Origin of the sequence: Algoriphagus litoralis (genome assembly GCF_003259255.1) — a bacterium.
Lineage (GTDB): Bacteria > Bacteroidota > Bacteroidia > Cytophagales > Cyclobacteriaceae > Algoriphagus > Algoriphagus litoralis.
In genome coordinates, this window is the sequence record NZ_QGOL01000008.1 from 251,610 (window position 1) to 264,498 (window position 12,889).

13 protein-coding genes are annotated in these 12,889 nt (G+C 43.4%); 6 read left to right on the top strand and 7 right to left on the bottom strand.

Annotation, left to right across the window (positions count from 1 at the left end; genetic code table 11):
* Positions 1-107: 107 nt before the first annotated feature.
* From DK188_RS10830 to bshA, 3 genes are all read right to left on the bottom strand, one after another.
* Positions 108-929: a Rossmann-fold NAD(P)-binding domain-containing protein gene (locus DK188_RS10830; protein ID WP_111670833.1), complete on the bottom strand. Its 822-nt coding sequence runs from the start codon at positions 927-929 to the stop codon at positions 108-110.
* Between the two features lie 270 nt (positions 930-1,199).
* A complete protein-coding gene (locus DK188_RS10835; protein WP_111670834.1) occupies positions 1,200-1,826 on the bottom strand; it encodes a sterol desaturase family protein in 627 nt (208 codons plus the stop codon).
* Positions 1,827-1,945: 119 nt separating this feature from the next.
* Positions 1,946-3,082, bottom strand: a complete 1,137-nt coding sequence (gene bshA / locus DK188_RS10840) for an N-acetyl-alpha-D-glucosaminyl L-malate synthase BshA (protein ID WP_111670835.1) — start codon at positions 3,080-3,082, stop codon at positions 1,946-1,948.
* Positions 3,083-3,342: 260 nt separating this feature from the next.
* On the opposite strand from bshA, the gene DK188_RS10845 reads away from it, so the two are divergent.
* Positions 3,343-4,677: a M24 family metallopeptidase gene (locus DK188_RS10845; protein ID WP_111670836.1), complete on the top strand. Its 1,335-nt coding sequence runs from the start codon at positions 3,343-3,345 to the stop codon at positions 4,675-4,677.
* 155 nt (positions 4,678-4,832) lie between these two features.
* On the opposite strand, the gene vapC is transcribed toward DK188_RS10845, so the two are convergent.
* Positions 4,833-5,225 carry a type II toxin-antitoxin system VapC family toxin gene (vapC, locus tag DK188_RS10850; RefSeq protein ID WP_111670837.1) on the bottom strand — a complete coding sequence of 131 codons (393 nt, stop codon included), beginning with the start codon at positions 5,223-5,225 and terminating at the stop codon, positions 4,833-4,835.
* On the bottom strand, positions 5,212-5,415 hold the full coding sequence (locus tag DK188_RS10855) for a type II toxin-antitoxin system VapB family antitoxin (protein ID WP_111670966.1): 204 nt from the start codon (positions 5,413-5,415) through the stop codon (positions 5,212-5,214). The genes vapC and DK188_RS10855 overlap by 14 nt, the downstream gene beginning before the upstream one ends.
* Positions 5,416-5,601: 186 nt before the next feature.
* Between DK188_RS10855 and DK188_RS10860 the strand changes: the two genes are divergently transcribed.
* The 3 genes from DK188_RS10860 (at position 5,602) to DK188_RS10870 (ending at position 8,795) form a co-directional block, all read left to right on the top strand.
* Entirely contained in the window at positions 5,602-6,765 is a 1,164-nt protein-coding gene (locus DK188_RS10860) for an AIR synthase related protein (RefSeq protein ID WP_111670838.1), read from the top strand.
* Positions 6,766-6,997: 232 nt separating this feature from the next.
* Complete coding sequence (locus DK188_RS10865) at positions 6,998-8,326, top strand: neutral/alkaline non-lysosomal ceramidase N-terminal domain-containing protein (RefSeq protein WP_111670839.1); 1,329 nt, start codon at positions 6,998-7,000, stop codon at positions 8,324-8,326.
* A gap of 202 nt (positions 8,327-8,528) precedes the next feature.
* Positions 8,529-8,795 (top strand): DUF983 domain-containing protein, encoded by a 267-nt coding sequence (locus DK188_RS10870; protein ID WP_232825715.1) that lies wholly within the window; start codon positions 8,529-8,531, stop codon positions 8,793-8,795.
* 55 nt (positions 8,796-8,850) lie between these two features.
* Here DK188_RS10870 and DK188_RS10875 read toward each other — a convergent pair whose 3' ends face one another.
* The gene (locus DK188_RS10875) at positions 8,851-9,444 is read right to left on the bottom strand and encodes a class I SAM-dependent methyltransferase (RefSeq protein WP_111670841.1); all 594 of its coding nucleotides are present in this window, start codon (positions 9,442-9,444) and stop codon (positions 8,851-8,853) included.
* Positions 9,445-9,618: 174 nt separating this feature from the next.
* On the opposite strand from DK188_RS10875, the gene DK188_RS10880 reads away from it, so the two are divergent.
* Positions 9,619-10,977: an acyl-CoA dehydrogenase family protein gene (locus tag DK188_RS10880; RefSeq protein ID WP_111670842.1), complete on the top strand. Its 1,359-nt coding sequence runs from the start codon at positions 9,619-9,621 to the stop codon at positions 10,975-10,977.
* A gap of 205 nt (positions 10,978-11,182) precedes the next feature.
* Here DK188_RS10880 and DK188_RS10885 read toward each other — a convergent pair whose 3' ends face one another.
* Positions 11,183-12,019 carry a hypothetical protein gene (locus tag DK188_RS10885; RefSeq protein WP_111670843.1) on the bottom strand — a complete coding sequence of 279 codons (837 nt, stop codon included), beginning with the start codon at positions 12,017-12,019 and terminating at the stop codon, positions 11,183-11,185.
* Positions 12,020-12,168: 149 nt separating this feature from the next.
* Here DK188_RS10885 and DK188_RS10890 point away from each other — a divergent pair, with 149 nt between their 5' ends.
* Positions 12,169-12,804, top strand: coding sequence for a GDSL-type esterase/lipase family protein (locus DK188_RS10890; RefSeq protein WP_111670967.1), 636 nt, complete (start codon positions 12,169-12,171; stop codon positions 12,802-12,804).
* Positions 12,805-12,889: the final 85 nt, after the last annotated feature.

Consider the following 12,889-nt stretch of genomic DNA (forward strand, 5'->3'; position numbering starts at 1 on the left):
TTCATCAGGCGAAATACTAGGACATGCCAGCGCAGAAAGATTCAATTTTAGACCAGCTAGTCAGACCAATATTTCGCGACCGCAGTGAGCCTTATTTCACTTGTATTTCAACCGTATCTAAATCCCAACGGATCCGGAAACTCAAATTCAAATCCTGTATTCATTATTTTGCCTGAATCAATCAATCGGTCATTTCCTTCAGGTTCGTTTTGGTAGCTGCCAGGAGGAGCAATCCCAAGTTCGGCTGCGTTTTTTTCATAAATTTCCCTTCTAAGTGGGTGAATCGGCGCCACGCCATTGAAGGTATCGTTCCAGAGCTCCTGCTCGATCACCCAATCCAAAAGTCGGACCGCATCCCTTCGGTGGATAAAGTTGACCTGGGTATGTCCAGCAACATTTTCCTTTCCGGAAAAATACTTTCCAGGAATCCGGTCATCTCCAAGCAATCCCCCAAATCTCACGATCGTCAACCCGTAATTTCTGTCTGTTGCCATCAGCTGCTCAGCACGAAAAATGGTATCATTTCCGACATTTTCCACAGAAAGCGGAAAGTCCTCGGAATACATTTCAGGTGAGGGTACTTCAGGATACACTCCGGTACTGGAGACAAAAATCACCTGCTTCACACTGGAATTATCCAGAAGCCCACGTAGGTATTTGATTTGCTCGAGGTGAAACTCCCCATTGCCACTTCTAGTACGAGGAGGAATATTGACCACCAAGATTTCGGATTGAAAAAGTGAGTGAAAGCCAATTCCTTCCGGATGAGGGTTTAAGGAAAAGCGGACGACTTCTAGGCCTTTTGAGGTCAATTGCTTTCTTTTTTCCTCAGAGGTAGTAGAACCAAATACCTGTAAACCTTTTTCTTGAAGGTGGATTCCGAGTGGCTCTCCTATCCAGCCAAGACCGATGATGGATACTGTTTTCATACTTTGATTGCCACTATGGCGCGAATGCCCAAAGCAGGTTATTGGTTATTGAGTTGTTCTGTGTTCGAAGTTTGGTGTTCGGAGTTCGATATTCTGTGTTCGGTAATCGATATTAAAATTTCAATCTCGAATGTCGAAAATTGACTATTGAATTTTGAAGGATTCCATTCAAAATCCTTTTCTATAATTCTTAGTGCCTTTGAGTCCCTGCCTACCGCAGGCAGGTTCGTGGCCCAAAGGAAACAAAAAACCTCCCGTAGGAGGCTTGTGTTAATCTTTTTTGGGCATGGTCCCGAGGATATAATCCCAAAGTGGTGAACTCACACCAAATGAAGTATCGGGATCCTTGTAATGATGGATGGCATGATTCACCCAAAGCACCTTAAGAAAATTCTTAGGCGGATTATACGCATGTACGATGTAATGCACTCCCAGGTAAGCAGTATATCCAATCAAAAATCCCGGAAGGAAATACAGTGCGTAATCACCCATGATCAGATTGAATACCAAATAAAAGATCGCAGCATACGCTGCACTCACAAAGGGAGGCATGGCCAACCTGTCTTTATCTTTGGGGTAATCGTGGTGCACTCCGTGAACTGAATACTGCAATTTATCCTTGATGGGCGTATTTGGCTCCATGTGGAAAAAATGCTTGTGCATCATGTATTCAACAAAGGTAAACGCGAAAATACCAACGAGTAACACTAATAAACCAACTGCAAGGCCAATCTCCGTGGACGTCACCGCATTGTAAAATGAAACCGACGAAATCACCATAAACAGCGTGATCGGCACTAGAATATGGGTTCTGGATATTTTTTCCAAAATTGGATTAGAAAACATCTTGGCAGAACCGAAATTGTCGGGTTTTTCCAATCTTCCAATCTTTTTCATAGGTAATACTGTATTAAAGAAGCAAATGAATCTATACCGTTCAAGGGCTTAACTACGCCGTAAAGGTAAGGTTTTTGGACTTGGTGTAATTATTTTTGAAAATGATTTACATCATTTTTTTAAACTGCACTGAGTGTAGCAGCAATCGTTTTTTCATAATAGGACACATATTTTGGCAGAATCTGATCAATATCAAACTCCTTTGCTCGCGCCAATGCTCTCTCCTTAAATCCTGCAAGGTTTTCATCCGCTAGGATAAACTTTGCCTTTTCAGTCATATCTTCAACATCACCGACATTACAGCAAAAACCTGTCACTCCATCCACATTCAATTCCGGGATTCCTCCAGCATTAGAGCTTAAGACTGGCACCTCACATGCCATTGCTTCCAAAGCGGCGAGACCAAAACTCTCCTTTTCTGAAGGCATCAAAAACAAATCAGCCACAGAAAGTACCTCTTCCACTGCATCGAGCTTACCAAGGAATCGAATGTCATCGCAGGTGCCTAAAGTACGGCAAAGTCGCTCCATCCGATCTCGCTCTGGGCCGTCTCCAACTAAAAGAAGTTTTGCAGGAATCTCTTTTCTTACATTATAGAACACATGAATCACATCCTCCACCCGCTTCACTTTGCGGAAATTGGACGTGTGCACCATCAGTTTTTCTCCGTTTGGACAGATGGCCAGTTTAAAATGATCCTTTCGTTGCCGCTTAAATCGATCCAGATCGATAAAGTTGGGAATGACTTCAATCTCTCTTTTGACATCAAAATGCTCATAAGTCTCTCTCTTCAGATCTTCAGAGACCGATGTGACTCCGTCTGATTGATTGATCGAAAAGGTGACCACAGGCTCATAACTTGGATCTTTGCCTACCAAGGTAATGTCTGTCCCATGCAAGGTAGTCACTACGGGAATTTGGATACCTTCGGTTTTCAGAATCTGTTTGGCCATGTAGGCTGCTGAGGCATGGGGGATCGCATAGTGCACATGCAGCAGGTCTAGGTTTTCGTACTTTACCACGCTTACCATCTTGCTTGCCAGCGCCAACTCATACGGCGCATGCTCAAACAAGGGATAACTCTTGATATCCACCTCGTGGTAAAACAAATTTTCACTGAAAAAATCAAGCCGCATGGGCTGTTTATACGTGATAAAGTGAACTTCATGACCCACTTTTGCGAGCCCTTTACCCAGTTCAGTGGCTACGACCCCACTCCCACCAAAGGTGGGATAACAAACAATTCCAATTTTCATTTTAGCAGTAGAAGCTAGTGGATTTTGATTTTTAACACGACATCGACCTTCTTTTGTTCAAAATAAATTTTTTTTATGGTCTTTTTTTCAAATGTTAATGATCACCTAATTGACAGTTGGGTTTTGTACGAATGAAATCCTGATTATTTTGACCGTAAATTCAATGCATGGTACAAAACAGATTTTAAAAAACGGTTCTAAAAACACACAATTAATCCTCCGAAATTCTTGCCGAAAATTGAATAACTATAAACACCTACATGAAAAAACCACTGATATTACTTTCTATTTTGGGATTGATTTGGGCATGTGAGCCTGCACAAACTACCATAGAGTCCACAGAAACTATAAATCCAGCCGCACTTTGGGGTGAAAACCCCTGGCCTGAGATCCGAAAAAAACGAATCAACCAACTCCTGCCAGAAGCGCTCAAAAATGCCGGAGTCGATGCTTGGCTAGTCATCTGCAGGGAAAATTACAATGATCCGATTGCTACTCATGTGGGTGGGGAGAATGCCAGCGGAACAGCTGCTTTCCTATTTTACAACGCGGCGGACGGCTTTCATTCCCTAGTATTTTCACCTGAAGGCGAAGCTACCGCCTTGGACGACTTGGATATTCATGAGAAAGTTGAACGAGTCCCGAGAGGTGAATCTGCTGTGGCAAAAGCTGTTGCATTCATCAAAGCAAACGGTTTTTCCAAAATCGCAATCAACTCCTCCGAAAGCAATGAAATGGCAGATGGATTGACACATAGCCAGTACTTGGATTTAGCCAACTTGATGGGAAATGACGCCTCCAAACTGATCTCCTCTGACGAACTGGTCTATGAATGGCTATCCATCAAGCTTCCTGAAGAAGTGGAAATTCTAAAAAAAGCCGCGCAACTTGCCGCTGACTTTCAATTAGAAGCTTATGCCATGGTGGAGCCCGGAAAAACCACCGATGCGGATGTCGCTAAATTTCTCAAAGCAAAAATGGCCGAGTATGGAATCACAGACGCTTGGCATCCCGACCAAAACCCAAATGTAAACTCAGGTCCTGACCGCGGCCATTCTCATGCCACCGATAAAGTCATCATGCCTGGAGATGTGATTCAGACGGATTTTGGGGTGAAACTATATGGAATTTGGGTCAGCGACATTCAGCGGTTTGCCTATGTGCTAAAGGATGGAGAAACCACTGCACCTGCGGATATTCAGCAATATTGGGAAAATGGGAAGGCAGGCAGCCGAATCGCTCTGGCCGCAATGAAACCTGGGGTAAAAGGCGAAGATGTAGACCGGGCACAGCGCGACTTGATGGATGAAAACGGTTCGCTGTATGTACCCTGGAGCACTGGTCACCCTGTTGGATATGTCGCGCACGATGTGGGACCAAATCTCGGCGGAGCCAGACTTCCAACCCCTAGACCCGCAGCTCAGAAGCTTTTGAAGAAAGGGATGACTTTTGCTTTTGACGGGTTTCACTGCTGGAAACAGCCTGATGGAACCGAAAAGACCATCTCCGTAGAAGAAATGGCTGTAGTGACAGATACCGGTGCAGAATATCTGATAACGCCACAAGAAGACTTGATTTTGATAGGAAAAAAATAAGAAAAACAGAGAGGGAAAAAGGCTGGGAAACTGGCCTTTTTTTTATTTAACAGCTACGATACTTCGACTTCGCTCAGCACAAGAATACGATTTACGAGATAAAAAGAACTTCAATCATCTCTTTAAATAGATCTTTGGCAAACTCCATTTAACCACTAAAAAATTGATTTCAGCCCCAAGTGCTCCACAAAGGGTTCGAAATCCTTGTCCGAATGAAGCAAAGCTATGTTTTTCTCAATGCAGTAAGTAGCAATGTAGGAGTCAATGGTTTTACGGATTGTGATGCCTTTTTTTCGCAAAAACCGATAATTCTGAGCGGATTTCAGAGCCAGTTCTTTATTGGTTAATAATAAAAAGGGAATGTCTTCGAAAAAATCTTGACCTATCTCAAAATCCTTATCTGCTTTAAAGCCCTGCATCACTTCTCCATAGATTAAGTCGCCTATAGCAAAAATTGACGCTCCAATTCCATGGAAAACAAAATCTGTCTGCTTGGTTTCCACTCCATTGAAATAATCAATCCAAACTGAACTATCAACCAAAATCACGGCCTTCTCGCATTTCGTCCAAGTTTCCTTCCCACTTAAGCTTTCCTCTCAAATCTTTTAACCTCTCTTGCTTCTTTAAAGACACCATCTGTGCCAAAGCAGCCTCCACCACAGCCTTTTTGGTTTTGATCCCGGTAAGCCTCATCGCTTCTTTGATCAAGTCGTCGTCAATGTCAATATTTGTTCTCATGTGTACAATTTTTATAAATATACACATTTGACTCTTTAAAGGTTCTCTGATTCAAAAGCTTGATTGTGGATTTGCTAAAAAAGTGTCTCTTTTCGGAGCTATCGACAAACCTTACAATTTTCAATTTTTTCAATCTTTCAATTTTTCAAATGGCTACCTTTGCGCTAACCAAAACTTTCCCTCGCTATGAACGAGCGCTACATGCAGCGCGGAGTTTCCGCATCCAAAGAAGACGTTCACAACGCCATTTCCAAGTTAGATAAAGGCCTTTTTCCTCAAGCTTTTTGTAAAATCGTCGAAGATACACTGGGCAATGATCCTGAATACTGCAACATCATGCACGCTGACGGTGCAGGCACAAAGTCTTCCTTGGCTTACCTCTATTGGAAAGAAACAGGCGATCTCAGTGTCTGGAAGGGAATCGCACAGGATGCAATCATCATGAATACCGACGATCTACTTTGCGTTGGTGCAATCAACAATATTCTTGTTTCCTCCACAATCGGGAGAAACAAGAATCTCATTCCCGGAGAAGTAATCTCAGCGATCATTCAGGGAACGGAAGAAGTCCTGCAAATGCTGCGTGACAACGGGGTAAATGTGGTCCTTACCGGAGGAGAAACTGCCGATGTGGGGGATTTGGTCCGAACGATCATTGTAGATAGTACAGTGACTTGCCGAATGCGTCGGGACGAAGTCATATCCAATGACAAGATTCAGGCTGGTGATGTAATCGTCGGACTTTCATCCTATGGTCAAGCCAACTATGAAACTGAATACAACGGAGGAATGGGAAGCAATGGTCTGACCTCAGCACGTCATGACATTTTCAATAAACTTTTGAAAACCAAATATCCTGAAAGCTTCGATCCTGCTGTTCCCGATGACTTGATCTACTCGGGAAAATATAACCTAACCGATCCTGCTCCAGGAGCTCCTGTTAATATGGGCAAACTGGTGCTATCCCCAACACGGACCTATGCGCCAATTATGGTGGATGTACTCAACTACATGCGTCCGCATGTTCACGGCTTGGTTCACTGCAGCGGTGGGGCTCAAACTAAAGTCCTGCATTTTGTAGACAAAGTGCATGTGATCAAAGACAACTTATTCGAAACGCCTCCTTTGTTCCAAGCTATTCAGGCCGAAAGTGGAACAGATTGGAAAGAAATGTATAAAGTCTTCAATATGGGCCACCGGATGGAAATCTACCTGGACGAGCGCTATGCCGAAGAGATCATCGACATCGCTGAATCCTATGGTGTAGAAGCAAAAATCATCGGCCGTGTCGAGCCACATGAAACCAAAAAAGTCACGATTCAGAGTCAGTATGGGGCTTTTGAATATTAGTTATTGGGTTAAGAGTTAATAGTTTTTCAATCTTCGATATTCAAAATTTAGCATTCGATATTCGATATTAATAGTTAATGGTTAATATTAAAAAGTTAATAGTGACCTGATATTCAAACTTAATACTTTGTTGTAAAGACTCAAGTATCTGACTAGTATCCGTACTTTTTAATGTTGATATTAAACTCAGGCCTCTCAAATCATAAATCAAAACTCGTAAATCGTAAATCCTTTGTCTCGCTTTTTCAAAATTCTTGCTTGGATTCTAGGAATAATTCTTCTGATAGGAATTGCCACGATCACTACAGTAGACCGATCGCCTATCGAAGCACAGGATTTTTATCATCAAACTTTCGAGCAGCTTGAAAATACTCCCTGGCAAGGTTCTGAGGGTGATTATTGGGCAGCGGGATGGGGAAAAGCCAATGTTACACCTGATGAACCCGCGCCCTTGGTAGGATACGCACCTCGAGGGCCTTATGAGTTTGTCCAGGATAGCAGCTATGTCAAAGCCATCACGCTAACCAATGGCAAAACCACAGTAGCTTGGCTGAATTATGAACTGTTGATCGTCCATCCTGCACTGGCTAAAGCCATCGAGGCTGGCGTGGCAAATTCCGGGTTCGCACCGGATCAATTGATTTTCACAGCGACACATACTCACTCCGGAATGGGAGGCTACATGCCCGGAGCAATGGGCAAACTGGCATTTGGTGGCTATGATCAGGCTTTTGTGGATTTCATGGTAGGGAAGAGCATATCTGCTCTTCAGGAAGCTTTATCTTCCCAAGACACCGTTTCCCTCAGCTTTCGCAAAGTTGACGCCGGAAACTATGTGGCAAATCGATTTGTCAAAGACGGTCCTTATGACCCCTTTGTGCGCCAGTTGATTTTCACCAAAAACTCAGGAGAAAAAGCCTCTCTTTTCACGTATTCGGCCCATGCCACATGTTTGAGCTCAAAGTTCATGGGACTATCGGGCGACTACCCCAAGTACCTTACCCGAGCTTTGGAAGCCCGTGAATATGAATTTGCGATGTATGCAGCGGGGACAGTTGGCAGTCATCGACCGCTTGCCCCAGGAAATACCCCTGAAAAAATTCAGGAGTATGCCTCAAGCTTGGACTCTGCGATTTGGCTGCGAATGACTCAATATGCTACGCTAAAAAATCCTAGAATCGCCCACTCACGCTTGGAAATCGGTCTCCGCGAGCCACATTTGCGGATTTCTGACAACTTACGGATCCGACCTTGGCTTTTTGATTACTTATTGGGAGATACCAATCCCCATTTTGATTTTACCCAAGTAGGAAACTTATTACTGATCAGTTCAAGTGGTGAAATATCAGGAGTATTCTTTGAAGAATGGGATAAACTGGCCAAAGAAAAAGGCCTCAATCTGATTGTGACAACTTTCAACGGAGGATATATCGGTTACATCACTCCAGACCAACTCTACGATGAGCACTATCATGAAGTCAGGGAAACGAACTGGTACGGACCGGGAAACGGAACATACTTCGACAAAATGATCAAACGAAGCATCGAAAAGGCGAACTGATTCAAAAGGGAAGTTTTGTCCCGAAGAAAGTGAATTCAGTCCTAAAGACTACCCGCAATTATGCCCTATTTTGTCAAAAGCTAAAAAAATGAATAATTCCCCTAGCCTTCTTACCAGCATTCTAACCTGCAAATGCCCCAAATGCAGAAAAGGACATATGTTTGAAAAGGGAAATCTATTTCATCCTATGCGATTCCACAGAATGCACAAAAACTGTGAACGCTGTGGTCAAAGCTTTGATCCAGAACCCGGTTTTTACTTCGGCGCCATGTTTGTCAGCTATGGAATAAATACGGCACTATTCATCGGTGTTTGGGTCCTACTCTCGATTTTTGTCAAGGACTATAGTTTAACGGTTCTGCTTTCGCTTTTGGGGATAACTGTGATACTTTTCCTTCCTTTAACCTATAGAATAAGTCGAGCAATTTGGATTGCTATTTTTGTCCGATTTCAAAAAAGTGTTCCCTAATCCTCGAATTTCAATTCTAGGAAGAATTAAAAATAAGCCCTATGGTATCAGCGCTTCAGGAAATCCCATAAAGCTGCGACTTAATCCATCCTTTGCGCCAAATTTTTTCTTGCCTTAGAATAAAACCAGCCTTGACCAATAACTGAGGAATCCTAGGCAAATCCTTTCTCCTGTGGTTTGTTGAAATCCGAAAGAATCTGATCATTGCTATCTGAGAAAACCTTTGCTTTAAGCCAACGGGTTCAAAAAAGTCAGAAACAACCACCTCACCTTTAGGTAAAAGGGCGTCTTTAATTTTTGAAAGCAGAAGGCTAATTTCATCATCAGCCAGTGTATCCAGCACAAACGGTAGGTAGATTCGGTCAAACTTCCCAGTTCCTGGCCAAGCCCCTGACTGAACACTTAAGCTTGAGCCAGCAAGATTTTGCCTCGCTATTTGAGTCATCTTGGCTGACAAATCCCAATACTCTCCTTGTACATTCTCTCTAAATTCCCGGTAAGCGACCCCATCTCCACCTCCAATAATCAATATTTTTTTCCCAGCAATCCCCTCTAGGAAGGCTTGGTTTGCGTAGATTAAGTCACGGCCAAAAACAGACCGAGAAATCAGCTGATAAATAGGCGCTAGAAAACCATAATCGTCTGACATGAGTAAAGTAACTAGTAGTAAGACGTAAGTATCAAGACATGAGAAGCAAGAGACAAGAAGTAGAAGTGAAATTCAATTCTCAATGATCAATTTTCAATTAGGGCAATTAATGCTCAGTTGAACTGTCTTGCATCTTGTATCTTACATCTAAAGTTTCCCAAAATAACCCATTGAATGAAAAACCTATTCAAAAAAATCTCAGGATTCCGTCATCTTCTCCAAAGTGTGGACTTAGACCAAATCGCCAAACTGGCTGAAAAAGTAGATTTGCCAAAAATGGTGGGACTCGTCTCTCAAATGAGTGAATCCGATCTTTCCAAAATGATGGGAATGCTGAAAGGTGGAAGCAAACCCAAAGAAATTCCAGCAATCAATGGTGATTTTTATGAATTAGGCAAAACCCTCGCGCCCGAGGAGCGCGAAATCCAGCTTAAAGTCAGGGAATTTATGAATCGGGAGATCAAACCCATCGCGAATCATTACTGGAATCGGGCAGAATTCCCCATGCAGATCATTCCTAAAATGGCCGAACTCAACATTGCCGGACTGACCTACCATGGCTATGGCTGTCCAGGAAATTCTGCCCTTTTGGAAGGCTTCATCGCTATGGAAATGGCTCGTGTGGACACTTCGATTTCTACCTTTTTCGGAGTCCAAAGCGGGCTGGCGATGGGTTCCATTTATCTCTGTGGATCGGAGGAGCAAAAACAGGAATGGCTGCCAAAAATGCAGAAACTGGAAAAAATTGGAGCTTTTGGTCTAACCGAACCCGAAGTAGGTTCTGGGGCGGCGGGTGGACTGACCACTACCTGCAAACGGGAGGGAGAAATCTGGAAAATCAATGGGCAAAAGAAATGGATCGGAAACGCTACTTTTTCAGATATCACGATCATTTGGGCGAGAGACTTGGACGATAATCAAGTGAAAGGCTTTATCGTCAGAAAAGAGAATCCTGGATTTTTGGCAGAAAAAATGGAAGATAAAATGGCGCTCCGTATTGTCCAAAATGCACTTATCACACTCACTGAATGCGAGGTACCTGAGTCTGACAGGCTGCAGGAAGCCAATTCATTTCGCGATACTGCCAAGGTCCTGCGTATGACCCGAGCAGGTGTGGCCTGGCAAGCAGTAGGCTGTGCCCGCGGTGCCTATGAATTGGCATTGGCGTACACCAACGAACGAATCCAATTTGGACGACCGATTGCGTCATTTCAGTTGGTTCAGGATCTGCTGGTGACCATGCTTGGCGATCTGACTGCTATGCAGACTATGGTTTTCAGATTATCCGAAATGCAGGATCAGGGAGAATTGTTGGATGAGCATGCTTCCTTGGCCAAGGTATTCTGTACACTTCGAATGCGTTCCATTGTGGATCATGCGCGGGAGCTTTTTGGGGGAAATGGAATTTTGCTGGAGCATAACATTGCCCGCTTCGTGGCAGATGCAGAAGCAGTGTATTCCTACGAAGGCACGAAGGAAATCAATTCCCTGATTGTGGGAAGGGCGATTACAGGCCACAGTGCTTTTGTGTAATCTCAGAAATCAAAGTCAAAACGATCAAGGAGAAACGAAAAAGTCTATTCAAAACGAAGAATCCCAGAGCAATATAGCTTATGCGAGCTATTTGGCTAGGTATTTTTCAATATCGCAGTAAAATGGAGAGACTAATGACCTTCTTCCTAGTATCCACGGGGGAAAACTTTCGTGATTCTTGATGACTCCTCCATAGAAGAGTCGGTCAAAGAAGAAGAAGTAATACGGGAAACATAAAACTCGCTTCCATCCGGCCTCTTTTCGCCTCAATAGAAATCCCTGTAGCGAAAAAAGTCAAATAATGCACCAGAAGCATGAGCAGTAAAACACAAGCAAATGGCCGATAAAATGAAGGCAAAAAGATAAATCCAGCCAAACTCAGGAAAATCAACAGGAAGGCTAGTCTACGAATCCAAATCAAGAGCTTACCTGGCTCCACAGTCAATGCTGCAGAAGCAAATCCATGGGTTTCATCTTCTTTACGGTCGAGAAACGAAAACATCAACAGGTTGAGAAATGCTAAACCGATGTAAGCAGGAATAAAAAGCAGGTTTTGCCAAGTCAAATCAATCCCCTCCAGTCGAAGGAGTGGGATCCATGCTATACCCAAAACATAAAATACAGCCGTACTGAATTCTTTGATCAGACCTGCTGCTTTTCCAGCTTTTCTCACGAGAAGCATTGTCAACAAAATAATTGCACCAAATCCGATACTGAGATAGAATTCTCCTCCCAATCCCAATACCCGATAGGCCAGAAAAAGGCCGCAAAGAGCGATGGGGACTACAAACAGCATTAAAATCCCGCCAAACTTTTGGTAAAAAGCAAAACGAGAAGAAACTGGAGATGTAAGCTGACGAGAATCCAAAACATGATCAAGCGTGTAGATACACCAGACGGCCATGCCCAAAAGTTGGTAAACCAAAGGATCCAACTCAGTATGAAAAAGCTTGGAAAAAAACAGTAAGCCAGCCAAGGCCCCTCCCACTACATCCAAGGAAAGTCTGGAAAATGTACGATACATCGACTGAAGAAATGCCATGGCCGAAAATAAAGCCTAAAATTGGGAATCTTGTAAGTCTGTGATCACTTTGATTTGGCTGTCCTTATCAATGGGTGGCACTTGTGGAATTTTTCAATTTTTCTAAACGATAAAAAGTATATTCAACTTTAAAAATGAACCCAAAAATCATGAAAAACCTATCCTTCCTATTCGCAGCAATGCTTTTATCAGCCCTTTCATTTGCTCAAAGTCCCATCAAAATCGCTTTTGTCGGAAACTCTATTACACAGGGCCCAGGCCGGGACAATCCCAACAGCTACCCGCTTCAGGTAGGTGCTATGCTTGGTGATGCTTATGAAGTGAAAAACTTCGGAGTCAGTGGACGTACGCTGCTCAAAAAAGGCGATTACCCGTATTGGAACGAGCCCCAGTTTCAGGAGGTCAAAGATTTTGCCCCGGATGTGGTGGTGATCAAACTAGGGACTAACGATTCCAAACCACAAAACTGGGCACACAAAGCTGATTTTGTTAAAGATTACCTAGATCTAATAGCTGAGTTTCGTGGGCACATGCCAGCTGATGGTAAAGTCTATGTCGTCATTCCGGTTCCCGTGACCCGAGAAAATTTCAGCATCACCCCAGACGTCATGGACAATGAACAACGACTCATGCTTTATGAAGTCATTCAAAAGTCAGGAGCTGAGATGATTGACCTCTATACGCCGCTGATGGACAAATCAGAACTATTGCCTGATGGAGTTCACCCGAATAACGAAGGGCTGAAGATCATGGCTGAAGTAGTGGCCAGAAGGATTAGACTTTAACTTGTTGAATTGTGTAATCGGTTACTTGTCTAACTGATCGGGTGCCTCAGAGCGTGTCCTCACTCGAACCTGCTAATCAGATCCC

Coding starts and splice junctions, on each gene's coding strand:
- DK188_RS10860 (WP_111670838.1), top strand. CDS start 5,602: ATGAACGAGCGCTACATGCAGCGCGGAGTTTCCGCATCCAAAGAAGAC.
- bshA (WP_111670835.1), bottom strand. CDS start 3,082: ATGAAAATTGGAATTGTTTGTTATCCCACCTTTGGTGGGAGTGGGGTC.
- DK188_RS10880 (WP_111670842.1), top strand. CDS start 9,619: ATGAAAAACCTATTCAAAAAAATCTCAGGATTCCGTCATCTTCTCCAA.
- DK188_RS10875 (WP_111670841.1), bottom strand. CDS start 9,444: ATGTCAGACGATTATGGTTTTCTAGCGCCTATTTATCAGCTGATTTCT.
- DK188_RS10885 (WP_111670843.1), bottom strand. CDS start 12,019: ATGGCATTTCTTCAGTCGATGTATCGTACATTTTCCAGACTTTCCTTG.
- DK188_RS10830 (WP_111670833.1), bottom strand. CDS start 929: ATGAAAACAGTATCCATCATCGGTCTTGGCTGGATAGGAGAGCCACTC.
- DK188_RS10835 (WP_111670834.1), bottom strand. CDS start 1,826: ATGAAAAAGATTGGAAGATTGGAAAAACCCGACAATTTCGGTTCTGCC.
- DK188_RS10855 (WP_111670966.1), bottom strand. CDS start 5,415: ATGAGAACAAATATTGACATTGACGACGACTTGATCAAAGAAGCGATG.
- DK188_RS10890 (WP_111670967.1), top strand. CDS start 12,169: ATGAAAAACCTATCCTTCCTATTCGCAGCAATGCTTTTATCAGCCCTT.
- DK188_RS10870 (WP_232825715.1), top strand. CDS start 8,529: ATGCACAAAAACTGTGAACGCTGTGGTCAAAGCTTTGATCCAGAACCC.
- DK188_RS10845 (WP_111670836.1), top strand. CDS start 3,343: ATGAAAAAACCACTGATATTACTTTCTATTTTGGGATTGATTTGGGCA.